The organism is Butyrivibrio sp. XBB1001 (assembly GCF_000424505.1).
Lineage (GTDB): Bacteria > Bacillota > Clostridia > Lachnospirales > Lachnospiraceae > Butyrivibrio.
In genome coordinates, this window is the sequence record NZ_AUKA01000014.1 from 88,022 (window position 1) to 104,381 (window position 16,360).

Genomic DNA, 16,360 nt, shown 5'->3' on the forward strand with positions numbered 1-16,360 from the left:
CAGGGTGTGATAAAATAACCTTTAGAGTTCTGAGGGGGACTTTTTGAAGCGGGGCAGCGTTATGACTAAAGTATTTCTTGTTGAGGACGAGTTTGTTGTTCGTGAGGGGATCAAGAATAATATTGATTGGGAATCGCATGGCTATGACTTTTGTGGAGAGGCCTCTGATGGAGAGGTTGCATACTCCATGATACAGAAGGCTCAGCCTGATATTGTGATAACCGATATCAAAATGCCTTTTATGGACGGCCTTTCACTTAGCCGCCTGATCAAGGCAGAATTTCCATGGATTGAGATAATTCTTTTAACTGGATATGAGGACTTTCAGTTTGCAAGAGAGGCTATTAAAATAGGCGTCTCTTGCTATCTTAGTAAACCCATAAGTGGGGATAATCTTTTAAAGGAAGTTGACACCCTGGCTCAAAGAGCTATGGAAAAGAAGCAGGAGAGAGAAGCAACCAAGCGCTATGAAGCAGAAATGCAGGAAAGGACTGAGCTTGATAAGCAGGAGTTCTTTAGAAACCTGTTAAAAGGCGGCAAGAGCTTCTCAGAATTGGTTGAAGGGGCTAAAAAGCTTGGTATCGATATTTCAGGCCCTTGTTACAATCTTGTTCTTTTAAAGCTCTGGTCAACGAGACATGAATCCTTTGAATATTCCGACAGTGTAATAGAAATTGAAAAGAAAATACGTGAGATAGCGCAGAAATATGGCGCCGTTTACTTTGACCTTAACATCGAGGGCATAGCTCTTTTGTTCAAGGGAGAGTCTGACAAGGTAATAAACGAAGCTATAGCAAAGTGTGTCGATGACATAAAGTCCATGATATCTGAATATAGCCACATCAGGTACTTTGGCGGAGTGGGACAGTGCGCAGGCAGGATCACTGAGATTCCTGAGTCCTTTAGATGGGCCAGCAGAGCCTACGCTCACATCTATCTAACTTCAGATAATGGATTTTTGATGGGATCAGAGGAGGTTCTGCAGCCTGTAAATGAGAACCTGATTTTATCAGCAATCGATCCTAAACATATAGATAGAAAGCACATTAGAGAATTCTTAAGGAGAGGCGACGGCTCAGAAACAGAAGTGTTTCTCATGGAGTTCTTTAATGGTATGGGGCCTGGCGCCATTAGATCAACTATGCTCAGGCAATATATAGCCATGGACATGTATTTTTGCGTGTCTGACTTTGTTGAGAACGAGCTTGGAGTTTCAAAGAGTGATCTGGGAAGCGAAATGGAGGTTCCCACTCCTGAAATCCTGGCAGATGAGGCAAGGACCAAGGAATATCTTACAGATACTTTGAAAAAGGCCATAGAAATAAGGGACAATAATAATTCCGGCAAGTATCACGACATGATAAAAGAGGCTATATCCTACATCTATCAGCATTATGGCGAGGAAGATCTGTCTCTTAATATCCTTGCAGAACACGTGAATTTTTCTCCTAATCATCTAAGCGCTGTATTTAAGCAGGAAACAGGACAGCCTTTTATAAAATATCTGACGGATTATAGAATGGATCAGGCCAAAGAGCTTCTTAGTACCACCAGCAAAAAGAGCAATGAGATTGCAATGCTCGTGGGCTATAAGGATCCACACTATTTTTCATATTTGTTCAAGAAAACACAGGGACTTACGACAACTCAGTATAGAAGCGGGATGAGCATGGAGGCAGCAAAGTGATTTTTGGTAAAAGAGCTAGAGAACATGAGTCTAAACTGGCCACCAAGATACGTATATCCTATCTTTTGATTCTTTTGCCCAATATCATTTTTATGATATATGTTTTCCATGGGCTCTGGATGACTAACGAAAGATACAAGGATATGCTAAACAGCGTAGTTGCGGCTAGTGAGTTCAGTCTGGATTTTAAAGAGGACTTTGATTATGAGACATATCTTTTGATTGTAGGCAACGTGACCTGGGAAGATTCAAATCTTCCAACGCTTCTACAGGATGCAAGAAAAGTGGTTGATGGTCTTAAGGATTACACGGATACTCATGATAATCAAAAGAGACTTGCCAGTGCGGAGAAATACTTAAATAACCTTGAGACTTATACTGACAGGATCAAAGAAAACCTGGAATATGGTAATAAGTATGAGGCCAATATCACTATTTGGGAGAATGATGTTCAGATAGTGACAGGTCTTTTGCAGGAAACAATCAACGAATATATCTATTATGAGAACAGGCAGCTTCAGGTGACACAAAGCAGAAATAGAGAGCTTTTCAAGAAGACAATTGAAATATCACTCGTTATCTTTGCGGCTATCCTGACAGCCATTGCTCTGATATCTTTCTGGATGCCTAATTGGATCACCAAGCCAATCGAGGATCAGGTCAAGGAGGAGCAGAAACAGCTTAGAAAAGCGGAGTTTGAACTTTTACAGGCCCAGATAAATCCGCACTTTCTATATAATACCCTTGATGCAATTGTCTGGTCTGCGGAAGCTGGCAATCAGAAGCAGGTTGTGAGCATGGTGGGAAGTCTGTCCGAGTTTTTCAGGGCTTCGCTTAACAAGGGAAAAGAGATAGTCACTATCCGCGAGGAACTTCAGCATGTGACAAGTTACCTGGAAATCCAGCAGGTAAGGTATCAGGATATTCTGACTTACGAAATCAATGTGGCCAAGGATATCTATGATTACTGTATTCCCAAGATCACTATTCAGCCAATAGTTGAAAATGCTCTATATCATGGGATAAAGAACAGAAGAGGCGGCGGTAAGATAACAATTACAGGCGTTGAAAACAAAGATGAGCTCACAATTCAGGTACATGATGATGGCGCAGGTATGGATGAAGAGCGCCTTAAGGAAGTCAGGGAAGGAATAATAAAGAATAACCCTGATAAGACTGCTATTTATGGGCTTTATAATGTAAATGAGCGTATAAGGCTTAATTTTGGTGATGAATATGGAATTACGGTTGACAGCAAACTTGGAAAAGGTACCGATGTTGTTATCCATTTGCCGAAAATCTTAACCGATTCCGTAAAAAAATGAAACCATCTTAAAAAATCATAAAAATATCAACTATTTTTGATTTATAATTCCATGTTAATTTTCCTCCTAAAGGCTAAAATTATTCTTAGCTAGGGAATAGGCCCGGCTAGAATACAGTTTTTAGGAGGATTATTTGTTATGATGAAGAAAGTGTTGTCAATTCTTATGGCATCAGCCATGACACTGAGCCTTGTAGCTTGCGGATCACAGGCACCTGCAGCTTCTGGTGAAGGCGCAGCTTCAAATGGACTTATCAAGGTTGGTATTATCAACAACGACCCTAACGAGTCTGGCTATCGTACAGCTAATGACGCTGACCTCAAGGCTAAATTTACAGAGGCAAACGGCTATGATGCTTCTTTTGCCTACAGCTTAAAGAACGACGAGCAGATTCAGGCAGCTCAGAACTTCATTCAGGAAGATGTTGATTATCTTCTTCTTTCAGCAGCAGATACAGCAGGCTGGGATTCAGTTCTTAAGGATGCTCAGAATGCAGGCGTAAAGGTTATTCTTTTTGACCGTACTATTGATGCTGATCCTAGTCTCTATGAGGCTTCAATCGTTTCAGATATGGCTAAGGAAGGCCAGACAGCAGTTGACTGGCTTGCAAGCCAGAACCTTTCTGAGTACAACGTAATCCATATCCAGGGTGTTATGGGTAGTGCTGCTCAGCAGGGACGTAGTGGTGCTCTTGATGCTAAGGCATCTGCAGAAGCTAACTGGAACATCGTTAAGCAGCAGACAGCTGAGTGGAACGCTGAGAAGGCACAGCAGATCGTTCAGTCAGTTATCGATTCTGGCGAAAAGTTCAACGTAATCTATGCTGAGAACGACGATATGGCTAAGGGCGCTGTAGCAGCTCTTGACGCAGCTGGTATCTCACACGGTGTTGGAAAAGACGTTGTTGTTATGGGCTTTGACTGCAACAAGTGGGCACTTGAAGAGCTTCTTGCACAGAACTGGAACTATGATGGACAATGCAATCCTTTCCAGGCTAGCTACATTGATGACATCATCAAGACTCTTGAGAGTGGCGGAACACTTTCACAGAAGACAATCATCATGGACGAGAAGGGCTTCGACGCAACAACAATTACTCAGGACGATGTTGATAACTATGGGATCTAATATGCAGTAAAACGAAAGCGGTGCGGACTCCCCGCACCGCTATTTTTCTAAATGAAATCTAGTTTGCAAAGGGTGGAATTATGGAAGAATCAAGAGTGTTGGAAATGCGGGGCATAAAAAAGGAATTCCCTGGCGTCAAAGCTCTCCAGAATGTGGATTTTTCTTTGAACAAAGGAGAAATACATGCTCTTATGGGCGAAAACGGTGCTGGAAAATCCACGCTTATAAAGGTGCTTACAGGTGTATATCCCAAGGATGGGGGAACTATAAGCCTGCAAGATCACGGGGAAGTTCAGATACATTCGCCTCAGGATGCTCAGAGATTGGGGATCAGTACTGTTTATCAGGAAATTACTCTGTGTCCAAACCTGACGGTGGCAGAAAATATGTTTATCGGTAGAGGCAAGGGAGCTTTTACCAATTGGAAAGAAATGAACGGAGAAGCCGAGCTTCTTCTTAAGAAATTAGACATTCCGGCAACAGCAACAATGCAGCTTGCAAACTGTTCGATCGCGGTTCAGCAGATGGTTGCCATTGCCAGAGCTGTAGATATGGATTGTAAGGTTCTAATCCTTGATGAGCCTACATCTTCACTGGATGAGCAGGAAGTTGAAAAGCTCTTTGGACTTATGAGAGATCTTAAGGACATGGGCGTAGGAATCATCTTTGTTACCCACTTCCTGGATCAGGTTTATGAAGTATGCGACAAGATCACAGTTCTTCGTAACGGTCAGCTTGTTGGAGAATATGAGATCAAGGATCTTCCACGAGTAGAGCTGGTTGCCAAGATGCTGGGAAAAGAGATGGATGACCTCTCAGACATCAAAGGCGAAGGTGGCGCATACGACGGCAAGGACAAGGATTTAATGGTATTTGAGGCAAAACAGCTGCAGAGTGTGGCTGGAATAAAGCCTTTCGATTTCCATATCAAAAAGGGAGAAGTTAACGGATTTACCGGACTTCTCGGTTCCGGACGAAGTGAGTGCGTAAGAGCTATATTTGGCGCTGACAGAGTCATCGGCGGAACAGTAAAGATGCATGGCAAGGAGATCAGGATAGGCAAGCCTAAGGATGCCATGAAGAACGGAATTGCTTATCTTCCGGAGGACAGAAAGAACGATGGTATTATCGGAGATCTTTCCGTAAGGGATAATATTATTCTGGCTTTGCAGGTAATGACCGGTTTCTTCAAGCCATTTAGCAAGGCTCAGGCCAACAAATTTGCTCAGGAATATATTAGTAAGCTGAATATCAAGACTGCTTCTGCAGATACACCTATAAAGTCCTTGTCAGGTGGAAATCAGCAGAAAGTTATTCTGGCAAGATGGCTCCTTATGCATCCTGAGTATCTTATCCTTGATGAGCCTACCAGAGGAATCGACGTAGGAACCAAGGTTGATATCCAGAAGCTTGTTCTGGAACTGGCAAAAGAGGGAATGAGTGTAACCTTCATTTCTTCTGAGACAGATGAAATGCTTAGAACGTGCTCAAGGCTCGTTGTTATGAGAGATAGAAAGGTGGTAGGCGAGCTTTCTGGCGAAGATCTGACCCAGAATAAGATTATGAGCACTATCGCAGGGGAGAGTAAGGTATGAGTAAGCAGAAAAAGAAAATTTGGCCAACAGTGCTTGGCTTTTTAATGCGGGTGGTCAGACACCAGCTCTTTATCCCGCTTTTGGCGGTAGTAATCCTTGTGATAATCAACCTGGTACATGACCCAGCGTTCTTCAAGATCACACCTGGATACAATAACGCAGGTAATTTTATTTTTTCAGGAAGCCTTATAACTATTCTGGACTTCGGTTCAGAACTTGGTATTCTGGCTATAGGTATGACACTTGTTACAGCTGCTTCAGGAGGACAGGATATCTCTGTTGGAGCAACAATTGCCATTGCTGGTTCAGCAATGCTCAGGATCATCTGTGGAGGCGTAGCTCACCCAGAGGAAAATGCACATTCAGTACTTCTTGCATTTTTAGTGGCTTGCCTTGTTGGTATGGCCTGCGGTCTGTTTAACGGTGTTTTGGTAGCTGTCTTCAAAATACAGCCAATGGTAGCTACGTTGATTCTTTTCACAGCTGGAAGATCTATTGCAGCCTGGATCAACCATAATGAGCTTCCAATCGTTCCAGATCCCAAGTTTTCATACTTTGGCGGAGTAATACCTGGAATTCCGATTCCAACTACAGTATTTATCATGCTTGGATGTATGCTTATTATTGCGTTGCTTCTCAAGTTTACCAACCTTGGACTTTATACTCAGTCTGTTGGTATCAATGAGAAGTCAGCAAGACTTAATGGCATTAATCCAGTATTTATCAAGATTTTGGCTTTTGTTATCCTGGGACTTTGCGTTGCAGTTGCTGCTCTCATCAAGGTCAGCAGACTTTCAACCATCAATTACTCTGTTATAGCAAAAGATATAGAGATGGACGCAATTCTTGCGGTTGCCCTTGGTGGTAATGCTCTTTCAGGTGGTAAGTTTAATATGTGGGCTTCAATCCTGGGCGCATACATCATTCAGTTCCTGACAACAACACTTTACAAGCTTGATGTTCCTTCTGAGGAGTTATCAGTTTACAAGGCGCTGGTTGTTATTGCTCTTGTAGTAATCTCAGCTCCAACAGTAAGAGATGGAATTGGAAGATTCTTTAAAAAACTGGCTCCAGCAAGAAAGGAGGCAGCTTAAATGAAAAAGACTAAAGTAGAAAAAGGTAAATTTTTTACAAGGGTAAATGACACAACCTTGCTGCTCACAATCACAATCGTAGTATTCTTTGTAATGTACATTGGAGCAATTGTATTCATGGGAGGAGGTTTTACCAAACCCCAGAGATTCCTTGATATTTTAAATGCCTATTCATCACTTATTATCGTGTCCTGTGGACTTAGTATTGTAATGATAACTGGCGGTATTGATATTTCCGTTGGAGGCGTAATGGCGCTGGTTTCTATGTGCTGCGCTGTATATCTTGATAGTGAGACAGGCGGAAACATCTGGGTATCAATGGCAATTGCTCTGGCTATAGGTCTTGCCTTTGGTGTTGTTCAGGGCTTCCTTGTAGCTTATTTCGATATTCAGCCCTTTATTGTCACGCTGGCGGGAATGTTCTTTGCAAGAGGTATGACTACAAAAGTACATACAGCACCTCATAACGTACAGAATCCTGTTCTTGTAGCGCTGAAAGATACAAAGATTGTTGTACCAGGTCTTGGTGTTTATAACAAAAAAGGTAACTATCTTCCAGCTCAGATTGAAATTGGTGTAATCGTTGCCCTCGTTATTGTGGTAATATTGTTTGTGGTACTTCGCTGGACAAAGCTTGGAAGAAACTTCTACGCAGTAGGTGGAAACAAGCAGAGTGCTCTTATGCTCGGAATAAATGTCAGAAGAACAAAGTTCATGTCTCATGTTATCAGTGGCCTTTTGGCAGGTATCGGCGGATATGTTTACTTCCTTCATGTAGGTTCTGGTTCTGCCAGCCACGCTATGGGGTATGAGATGAATGCGATCGCATCTTCAATCATTGGCGGAACAATGCTTACAGGCGGTGTTGGAAACATTATTGGAACCTTATTTGGTGTTCTCTCTCTTGAGACTATCCAGACAATCGTTTCAACAGCCGGACTTGATGATGCATGGTGGACAGGTATTACAAATGCTGCAATGCTTTGTTTATTCCTGCTGATCCAGAGTGTAGTAATGATCCAGAAGAGAAAAGCCTTGAAGAGTTGAGGGAATAATACTTATATGAAAAAAGTTGCTACTATAGCAATGGCACTGCTCCTGGGCGTGGCTGTAATAGCCAGCTGCGGGAGCAGTACTGTTAGGGAAGATAAGGTAACTGAAGAGATCACGGAGGATAGCGGCCTTATAACTGTTGGATTTTCACAGCTCGGGGCTGAATCTGACTGGAGAAGTGCTAATACTATTTCCATGCAGAGCAGTTTTGTCCCCGAGGAGGGATACTCTCTCATATACAAAAATGGCCAGCAGAAGCAGACCAATCAAATAACAGCTATCAGAACCTTTATCCAGCAGGAAGTGGATTATATTGTCCTGGCACCAGTAACCGAAAGCGGCTGGGATTCTGTTCTCTCTGAGGCAAGAGATGCTGGTATTCCTGTAATTTTAGTGGACAGAAGAGTGGATGTGGCTGATAAATCTCTTTATTCCTGCTGGGTGGGCTCAGACTTTGAGCTTGAGGGCAAGAAGATGGCTGCATGGATAGACAGCTATACAAAGAGTATCAACATGGCTCCTTCTGATGTTCATATCGTGAATATTCAGGGAACAATAGGCTCCACAGCCCAGATTGGAAGGAGCAGAGGCCTTGCTAATGCAGCAAGAGAGCACGGATGGGATCTTATGGCGGAAGTATCCGGTGAATTTACTGAAACCAAGGGCTATGAAGTTATGGCAGCTCTTTTGGAGAGGTTTGACAATATCAATATTGTCTACTGCGAGAACGATAACGAAGCTATAGGCGCAATTGATGCCCTGGAAGAAGCCGGTAAAAAGGTTGGCTCAGACATTAGAAACGGCGAGATCATGGTGGTTTCCTTTGACGGAGTCAACAAGGAGGCTCTCGATTATGCCAAGGATGGTAAGATTTCCTGCATTGCTGAGTGTAATCCTCTGCATGGGCCAAGGGTTAAGGCTCTGGTGGATGCGTTGGTCAAGGGAGAGACCCCTGATAAGTTTAACTATGTAGATGAAAAGCTCTTTAGCTCTAACGAAAAAGTTACTGAAGTGGTGGTAGATGGTGTGACATATAAGGTTCAGGATATTGGAGACTAATTTATCAATATTTTATTTGTAAATTTGATGTAATAGTAGTCATAATATATTTAGGCATTGTGTTAATTCGTAAAGGAGAGTTCTTATGAAGAGGAAAATACTTCTGGCCGACGATACAACATTTATGAGAGAAATGCTTAAATCAGCCCTTGATCCTGAGAAATTTCAGATCGTTGGAGAAGCCACAGACGGAGCTATGGCTGTGGAGTATTATAAAGAGAAAAAGCCGGATCTTATGATCCTGGATATTAATATGCCCAAAATGAATGGCATTGATGCGCTTACAGAGGTCATAAAATATGACTCTAAGGCCAATGTTATCATGTGTTCTGACCAAAAGTACGAGAACATGATAGTTATGGCAATAAAGCGCGGAGCCAAGGACTTTATAATAAAGCCTTTTACATCTTCTGACGTTATCACTGCTGTTAATAAAGTCTTTGACATTGATGATGAGTAATGAATGATTTAATACAATAAAAGAAAAAAGCCTGACTGATCATACAATATCAGCCAGGCTCTTATTTTTCAGATTCCCTAATATGAAATTTGTTAAAAGAATCAGCGAGCGCGTTTGCGCTTCTCTGCAGCTTCTTTTAACTTGTTCTTATCTATCTTGCCTTCTGCGATTGTGTTGGCCATCCAGATTTTTAAAGATTCTACAGTAAGGTCAATCTGGTTGAGCTGCTCCTGTATATTTACAAAATCAGGAAGCTCATCCTCTGAAATCTCGCCGTCAGCAGTAATGTCGATAAGTCTTTCCTTCTGCTTGTCCAATGAATTAAGAGCAGAAAGCATGCCAAGTACAATCTCTGAAAGAGATGAAAGCTTAACCTCAGGAACATTTTCCTGTCCAATCCTGCATTCATGTGTACAGTAGTAGTTGCAAAGTTCAGGTTTCTTGTAGGCAAGAGCCATATCTACAACGTCCTCTGGATAAATGGCAGTCTTGCCAGTCTCCATTTTCTCAAGTCGGCTCTCACTTATAGTTCCAATAAGTTCACTGGCCTGTGCTCTGGTAAGTCCAGCCGCTTCACGGCTCTCGAAATAGATGTTCTTGTTCTCCCTGATCGATCTTTTTCCCATAGCTTAGAAATATTTCCTTTCCCGATAAATACCCCTTATAACAAACACCTATATCTTATCCTATTTTGTACCAAAAATGAAGTATTAATGGATAGATTTAGACCGCAACTAGTGTGTATAATAGTTCTGATATATATATTCCAAAGAGAGGAACAAGATATGATCACAAGAAATCTACATGATAACTGGACTATGCGCAGAATGGACCAGGATAACTGGTACAAAGCTACTGTGCCAGGAACCGTCTATACAGATCTTATGAATAATGGATTGATGGAAGATCCCTATTATAGAGATAATGAGGACAAGGCCCTTGCACTTATGGAATACGACTATGAGTACAAGATGAGCTTTACCCTTGAGGAAGCAGATGAACTCTTTTTATGCAGCCAGGTGCTTCTTCGTTTTGAGATGCTTGATACAATTGCAGACGTCTATTTTAACGGCGTTTTATTAGGAAACCCATGCAATATGCATAGAACATATGAATATGCCGTAAAAGAGCTTTTAAAGGCTGAAAATGACCTTAGGATTGTATTTCATTCTCCTAACAAATTTATAAGAGAAGAATTCAAGAAAGACCCTGTTCTGGGCTCAGAAGATTGTTCTAAGGGCTTCCCTAAGATCCGCAAGGCTCATTATATGTTCGGATGGGATTGGGGCCCAAGGATTCCTGATGCAGGAATAATGCGCCCAGTGTCACTTGTAGGAATTAACGAGACAAGATTTGAATCCTTCTATGTCAGACAGGATCATCATAATGGATGTGTTACACTGTCATTTGATGCCAGAAATGAAGGAAATTATAATTATATAACAACTGTTACTGTAACAGATCCCCAGGGCAAGGTTATTGCTGATGAGATCAATTCCAACGAGACAGTAGAGCTTATAACACCTCAGCTCTGGTGGCCAAATGGCTATGGAGAACAGCCTCTTTACACTGTTAAGGCTAGTCTTCGAAATGCAAAGGGCGATGTCCTTGATGTCTGGGAAAAGAGAATTGGTCTAAGGACAATGACTATCTCCAGGGAGAAGGACGAGTATGGTGAAGAGTTCTGCCATGTTGTAAATGGAGTCAAGATATTTGCCATGGGAGCAGATTATATCCCTCAGGACAATATCCTTAGCAGAGTTAATAAAGAAAGAACCAGGACACTTCTTACTCACTGCAAAAATTCTCACTTTAACTGCATAAGAGTTTGGGGCGGTGGATATTATCCAGAGGATGAATTCTATGATATCTGCGATGAGCTGGGCCTTGTTGTGTGGCAGGATCTTATGTTTGCCTGCGCTGTATACAGACTGTCAGAGGATTTTGAAGAGAATATCATAGCAGAGGTCATTGATAATGTGAGAAGACTTCGTCATCATGCAAGTCTGGGACTATGGTGTGGTAACAATGAGATGGAATTATTTGTAGGCCAGGAGCATTGGGGAGCGAAATTTACCTTAAAGTCAGACTACGTCAAGATGTATGAATATCTTTTCCCTAAGCTTCTGAAAAAGGAGGATCCGCAGACCTATTACTGGCCAGCAAGCCCTTCATCTGGTGGAGGATTTGATAATCCTAATGATGAGAATAGGGGAGATGCCCACTATTGGGAGGTTTGGCATGGTAATCAGCCATTTACAGCTTATCGCCAGTTCCATTTCAGATATCTCTCTGAGTTTGGATTCCAGTCTTTCCCAGCTGTAAAGACTATTGAAACCTTCACAGAACCTGAGGATAGAAATATCTTTTCCTACGTGATGGAGAAACATCAGAGAAATAGCGCTGCTAACGGCAAGATCATGAACTATATGAGCCAGACATATCTTTATCCTGAGAGTCTTGATGAGCTTGTCTATTATTCACAGCTTTTGCAGGCAGATGCTATCAGATATGGGGTTGAACATTTTAGAAGAAACAGGGGAAGATGCATGGGCACAGTATATTGGCAGCTCAATGACTGTTGGCCTGTAGCTTCCTGGGCATCAATAGATTATGAGGGCAGATGGAAGGCACTTCAGTACTATGCTAAGAGGTTCTTTGCGCCAGTACTTATTTCCTGTGAGGAAAGAGGTTATCTTGATCAGAGAGTATCTGTCAACGATGATGCGGATCCTATTGTTAAATCTATTAAACTAAATGTCCAAAATGAAACCATGGATGGAAAGGATCTTGAGGTCAGATGGCAGCTCAGAGATTCAAAAGCAGCTGTTATCGAAGAAGGTAAAAAAGAGCTCTATGCTGCGGCTCTTTCTACAAACTGGCTTGATGAAATAAACATGGATCAGGCTGACCTTCATGAAAATTATGTAAGCTATCAGTTGCTCGAAGATGGCAATGTCATCTCTGAGGGAACTGTGCTCTTTTGCCCACCCAAGCACTTTAAGTTTGCTGATCCGCACCTTAAGGCAAGGCTTGAAGGAGATGAAATCGTCATCTCTTCAGATGCTTATGCAAAGAGCGTTGAAATTCGCAATGGCAATGATGATCTTTTGCTCTCAGATAACTATTTTGACCTTAATGCGTCTGAGAAGAGAATCAAGATAATAAGCGGAGAAGTTGACGTGTTAAGGGTTAGGTCAGTAGGCATCTGAACCCTAGAAATATTATAAAAATTTAACGTTTTGCCGTACTTATATATGATAAAATTTTCCTGTGAAAGGAGATTTTGGTATGGCAGATAGCAGATCAGACTTAATCAATCAGCTTGCGGCCAGTATGGGCGCTGGAGATTACGCTAAAACCAGATTTGAGGAGTCAAGATACGATCCTGAGACTGGTACTTTATATTGTGACGGATATGTTATTTCAAAATCAGTCATCGACGAAGCAATCCAGCATTTTAAGCTGATGCAGAGTAAATGCGACATGAGTGATCCAGCATCAAGGCATATGGCGCTTATATATAAAACAGCTCTTGAAGGTATAAAGAAGCTTCGAGAGGCAGACAAAAAAGAATGAGCGAATATAAGTGGTAAAGCATACGAAATAATGATATGATTAATGTGTTACACATAGTCTAGGACCTAAAAATGGGGAGGTACGCATAATGCAGAACTACGAAAAGGTTCAGTACTCAGGACACAGTGATGTTATTTTAAGGATTACACCAGGACATTTTGTAACACCACATTCTCATGTTAATTACTATATGGACCTGTGCGATACCAAGGCCAGAATGAAGGAAGCCAGGGCAACAGGTGAAGCGCTGGCTGAGATGTATCTGGCATCAGAAGTTATAGATACTATCTTGTGCCTTAACGGAATGGAAGTTGTTGGCGCTTATCTTGCTAACAAGCTTACCCAGGCAGGGATAATTTCTATGAATTCCCATAAGACCATGTATATTACCCAGCCGGAGACTAATGTTAATGGCCAGATGATGTTCAGAGAGAATAACAAGCACATGATAGATGGTAAAAAGGTGCTGATCCTTACAGACTCTATAACGACTGGAGGAACTCTTAAGACGGCTCTTGATTCCATTAGATTTTATAAGGGAGAACCAGCAGGTATCTCCGCTGTATTCTCAATTGCAACACAGATAGAGAACGTAGCAATCAGATCGCTGTTTTCATTGCGTGATTTTCCTGATTATGCTAGTTACAGCCACGATAACTGCCCACTTTGCAAGGCAGGAACTCCTGTAGATGCGATCTGCAATGGATACGGCTATTCAACAGTTTGATAGTTTTTTCAGGAAGCTCCCTTTTTTTGGGGAGCTTCTTTTTTCGCGTATCTACAGAAATAAGCGTAGATTATTTGCTGTATTTAAAGTATATTTACATGGTGAGCCATTATATAGTAACGTGAACAATCGGTGTAAGACCAAACAAAAAAACAGACTTCATATATCCTAAATCTGTCCTTTTGTTTGGGCTTCAGACCGATTTTCATCAGAGTGAACTAAGTCGCGTCCGGGGGGCTGTGGAATTTCAATCTGCCACCATCTATATAAATCTTATCATTGTTTCCGGCTAAAGGACATCAGTCATTCTCAAATACAGTCTTTATTCCACGCAAAATAAGCCTTCGTGAAAAGGCTTGTCTATCGATATGAGATCCATTTATTCAACAAAGCATATATCTGCCGTCCAAGCGAAAAGTGATGAGAGGTTCACCACATTTGGAACATTTGCAAATGTCATGGTTGTAAAGAATCTTGATTTTTTCAGCAGTTGTCTTACCTCTGAGCCTGGAAAGATACTGCTCGCATCCAAGAAGATTCCTGCATAGAGTCATTTTCTGTGCTTTGCATCTGCAGGCAAGTAACCCATAGTAGCGTATTCTTACAAATCCTTTAGGAAGTATGTGCAGAAGAAAGCGAGACACAAACTTTTCTCCTGAGATAGTCATAGGCCTGTACTTGCCATCTACACGGTAGTCCTTTGCCGCGAAGGTTACATTCTCAGAATCTATACTTAGAATTCGACTGTTGCTTATAGCAATTCTGTGAGTATATTTACCCAGGTATTTAAAGACTTCCTGTGCTCCTTTGAATGTTCGCTTGGAATAAACAACCCAATCCATGGCGTAGAGCTTATCAAGTAGACTTTTGAACTCATAGGTATTCCTTAGCTTTTCAGCTCCACCGGTATAAGATAGCTTCTTGGACTCATAAAGGTATTTAAGTTCTTCTAGATAGTATCTTTTGAAGACAGCTGACATAACCTTAACTGGCAAGAAGAATTTATTTCCTTTGTCCTTCCAATGATTCTTGGCATCAAGTCCACCACCCAGAACTATCGTATGAATATGCGGATGATAATTAAGCTTGGATCCCCATGTGTGAAGAATACAGATGTAGCCTATCTTTGCGCCAAAATGTTTGGTATCTTTGGAAAGCTCGGACAGAGTCTTATTAGTTGCATGGTAGAGTGCATCATAAAGAAGCTTCTGATTGGAGTAGATCAAAGGATACAAAAGCCCCGGCACAGTAAATACAGTATGGAAGTACGGCGCATCCAGTACATCTTCACGTCGAAGGTCTATCCACTCATCAACTTCCATTGCCTGGCACATGGGGCAGTGCCTGTTCTTGCAGGAGTTGTAATGTATAAACTTTGAATGACAGGATTCACACTCACTTACATGCGCACCCATTTCTGCAGTGCGGCAGGATCTTATACACTGGATTGCTCTGAATTGCTCATCAGAAAATGATCTGTCAGCGACCATAGGCAGGAACTGCTCAAATACATCCTGTATGGTCACGTTATTCATCCCCTTTGCCCTCATTGTCTTTTGAAGCATCTTCCTCTATTGGAAGATCAAAAGGACTCTTGACTCCCATAATTGCTTTATTCGTCACATGAACGTAAATGGCAGTGGACGAAGGAGATTTGTGTCCTAGCAGAGTCTGTACATACTCTCTGGGCGTTTCATTTTCTATAAGATGTGTAGCAAAAGAATGGCGTAGGATATGAGGGTGTACATCAATCCCTGCTTCTGCACCAATTCTTTTTAGCATGATCTCGATACCGCCTGTTTTCAAAGGCTTATGAGGCTTGCGAAGAGTAACAAATAGAGTGTCTCTTTCCTCCGGGCATTCATGCCAGTATTGCTTTAGAAGTTCAAGCGTCCGTTCTGAAAGAATGCTCCAATGATCACCATGATTTTTGCTGTTACGGACATGAATCTGCATAGTGGACATATATATATCACCAGGAGCAAGCTTCACAACTTCACCTACCCTTAATCCAGATGAATAGATCAATGCAATGATTGCTTTGTTTCGGGTGTTTTTGGCTGTATTTACAAGCTTTTCTATTTCAGAGCGGGTTAAGACTTGTGGGAGAGTCCATTCCAGCTTCATGCGTGGAACAATGTCGTGGTTCCATGGCTGATGGAGTATATGCTTATAAAAAAATGTGAGCGCAGAATTAATACCATTGCAATATCCCGTCGTTTTCCCATCCTTACGTTTCTCCAGTATATAGTCGCGGGCATTGTAAATAGTCAGCTCATCAATGTTTTCGCAATCATTCCATGCGATAAATTTGCTGATATGATACTCATATATACTGCAGGTTCGCGGTGATAAGTTTCTGATAAAGCACTCCTCTTTGAGTTGCTTTCTAATTTCGTTATTCATTAAAAATCCTCCAGAATTAAATATTTTCAGTGATAAAAAACATTCTTCCGGAGGAGGGCGGACTCTCAGCAGTAAAGAGTTGTGAAGAAATACAGAAAATGTTAATCTTTTCATAGGCGGAAGTAGTGGTTTTGTTTTGGTGTGGTAACTTAAACAATACTCCTTTTAGGAGTCACTATCTACCGCCTTTCTAAAAGTAAAAACGCTGCGCACAGCCTTGGCAGGCCGTCGCGCAGCGACTTAGTTC

The 16,360-nt window shown here is 41.7% G+C and carries 14 protein-coding genes; 11 read left to right on the top strand and 3 right to left on the bottom strand.

Annotated features, from left to right (window positions below; genetic code table 11):
• The first annotated feature begins 61 nt into the window (after positions 1 to 61).
• The 8 genes from G631_RS0112165 (at position 62) to G631_RS0112200 (ending at position 9,401) form a co-directional block, all read left to right on the top strand.
• Positions 62 to 1,687, top strand: a complete 1,626-nt coding sequence (locus G631_RS0112165; protein ID WP_026489684.1) for a response regulator — start codon at positions 62 to 64, stop codon at positions 1,685 to 1,687.
• Complete coding sequence (locus G631_RS0112170) at positions 1,684 to 3,012, top strand: sensor histidine kinase (RefSeq protein ID WP_026489685.1); 1,329 nt, start codon at positions 1,684 to 1,686, stop codon at positions 3,010 to 3,012. Before G631_RS0112165 ends, G631_RS0112170 begins: the two co-directional genes overlap by 4 nt.
• Before the next feature lie 138 nt (positions 3,013 to 3,150).
• Positions 3,151 to 4,140 carry an ABC transporter substrate-binding protein gene (locus G631_RS0112175; RefSeq protein ID WP_026489686.1) on the top strand — a complete coding sequence of 330 codons (990 nt, stop codon included), beginning with the start codon at positions 3,151 to 3,153 and terminating at the stop codon, positions 4,138 to 4,140.
• 80 nt (positions 4,141 to 4,220) lie between these two features.
• Positions 4,221 to 5,735, top strand: a complete 1,515-nt coding sequence (locus G631_RS0112180; RefSeq protein ID WP_026489687.1) for a sugar ABC transporter ATP-binding protein — start codon at positions 4,221 to 4,223, stop codon at positions 5,733 to 5,735.
• Entirely contained in the window at positions 5,732 to 6,829 is a 1,098-nt protein-coding gene (locus G631_RS0112185) for an ABC transporter permease (protein ID WP_026489688.1), read from the top strand. Before G631_RS0112180 ends, G631_RS0112185 begins: the two co-directional genes overlap by 4 nt.
• Positions 6,830 to 7,876, top strand: coding sequence for an ABC transporter permease subunit (locus G631_RS0112190; protein WP_026489689.1), 1,047 nt, complete (start codon positions 6,830 to 6,832; stop codon positions 7,874 to 7,876).
• A 15-nt stretch (positions 7,877 to 7,891) separates the two neighbouring features.
• Entirely contained in the window at positions 7,892 to 8,941 is a 1,050-nt protein-coding gene (locus G631_RS0112195) for an ABC transporter substrate-binding protein (RefSeq protein ID WP_026489690.1), read from the top strand.
• 85 nt (positions 8,942 to 9,026) lie between these two features.
• On the top strand, positions 9,027 to 9,401 hold the full coding sequence (locus G631_RS0112200; protein ID WP_026489691.1) for a response regulator: 375 nt from the start codon (positions 9,027 to 9,029) through the stop codon (positions 9,399 to 9,401).
• 101 nt (positions 9,402 to 9,502) lie between these two features.
• Here the strand turns inward: G631_RS0112200 and G631_RS0112205 are convergent, their stop codons facing one another.
• Positions 9,503 to 10,027, bottom strand: coding sequence for a helix-turn-helix domain-containing protein (locus G631_RS0112205; protein WP_026489692.1), 525 nt, complete (start codon positions 10,025 to 10,027; stop codon positions 9,503 to 9,505).
• Positions 10,028 to 10,186: 159 nt separating this feature from the next.
• On the opposite strand from G631_RS0112205, the gene G631_RS0112210 reads away from it, so the two are divergent.
• From G631_RS0112210 to G631_RS0112220, 3 genes are all read left to right on the top strand, one after another.
• The gene (locus G631_RS0112210) at positions 10,187 to 12,613 is read left to right on the top strand and encodes a beta-mannosidase (protein WP_026489693.1); all 2,427 of its coding nucleotides are present in this window, start codon (positions 10,187 to 10,189) and stop codon (positions 12,611 to 12,613) included.
• Positions 12,614 to 12,692: 79 nt separating this feature from the next.
• Complete coding sequence (locus G631_RS0112215; protein ID WP_026489694.1) at positions 12,693 to 12,980, top strand: hypothetical protein; 288 nt, start codon at positions 12,693 to 12,695, stop codon at positions 12,978 to 12,980.
• An 88-nt stretch (positions 12,981 to 13,068) separates the two neighbouring features.
• Positions 13,069 to 13,707 carry a phosphoribosyltransferase family protein gene (locus G631_RS0112220; protein WP_026489695.1) on the top strand — a complete coding sequence of 213 codons (639 nt, stop codon included), beginning with the start codon at positions 13,069 to 13,071 and terminating at the stop codon, positions 13,705 to 13,707.
• Between the two features lie 383 nt (positions 13,708 to 14,090).
• On the opposite strand, the gene G631_RS0112225 is transcribed toward G631_RS0112220, so the two are convergent.
• Entirely contained in the window at positions 14,091 to 15,242 is a 1,152-nt protein-coding gene (locus G631_RS0112225; protein WP_026489412.1) for an IS91 family transposase, read from the bottom strand.
• A complete protein-coding gene (locus G631_RS0112230) occupies positions 15,235 to 16,113 on the bottom strand; it encodes a tyrosine-type recombinase/integrase (RefSeq protein ID WP_026489411.1) in 879 nt (292 codons plus the stop codon). Before G631_RS0112230 ends, G631_RS0112225 begins: the two co-directional genes overlap by 8 nt.
• Positions 16,114 to 16,360 lie beyond the last annotated feature (247 nt).

Coding starts and splice junctions, on each gene's coding strand:
- G631_RS0112190 (WP_026489689.1), top strand. CDS start 6,830: ATGAAAAAGACTAAAGTAGAAAAAGGTAAATTTTTTACAAGGGTAAAT.
- G631_RS0112185 (WP_026489688.1), top strand. CDS start 5,732: ATGAGTAAGCAGAAAAAGAAAATTTGGCCAACAGTGCTTGGCTTTTTA.
- G631_RS0112225 (WP_026489412.1), bottom strand. CDS start 15,242: ATGAATAACGTGACCATACAGGATGTATTTGAGCAGTTCCTGCCTATG.
- G631_RS0112175 (WP_026489686.1), top strand. CDS start 3,151: ATGATGAAGAAAGTGTTGTCAATTCTTATGGCATCAGCCATGACACTG.
- G631_RS0112200 (WP_026489691.1), top strand. CDS start 9,027: ATGAAGAGGAAAATACTTCTGGCCGACGATACAACATTTATGAGAGAA.
- G631_RS0112210 (WP_026489693.1), top strand. CDS start 10,187: ATGATCACAAGAAATCTACATGATAACTGGACTATGCGCAGAATGGAC.
- G631_RS0112215 (WP_026489694.1), top strand. CDS start 12,693: ATGGCAGATAGCAGATCAGACTTAATCAATCAGCTTGCGGCCAGTATG.
- G631_RS0112230 (WP_026489411.1), bottom strand. CDS start 16,113: ATGAATAACGAAATTAGAAAGCAACTCAAAGAGGAGTGCTTTATCAGA.
- G631_RS0112165 (WP_026489684.1), top strand. CDS start 62: ATGACTAAAGTATTTCTTGTTGAGGACGAGTTTGTTGTTCGTGAGGGG.
- G631_RS0112205 (WP_026489692.1), bottom strand. CDS start 10,027: ATGGGAAAAAGATCGATCAGGGAGAACAAGAACATCTATTTCGAGAGC.
- G631_RS0112195 (WP_026489690.1), top strand. CDS start 7,892: ATGAAAAAAGTTGCTACTATAGCAATGGCACTGCTCCTGGGCGTGGCT.
- G631_RS0112220 (WP_026489695.1), top strand. CDS start 13,069: ATGCAGAACTACGAAAAGGTTCAGTACTCAGGACACAGTGATGTTATT.
- G631_RS0112180 (WP_026489687.1), top strand. CDS start 4,221: ATGGAAGAATCAAGAGTGTTGGAAATGCGGGGCATAAAAAAGGAATTC.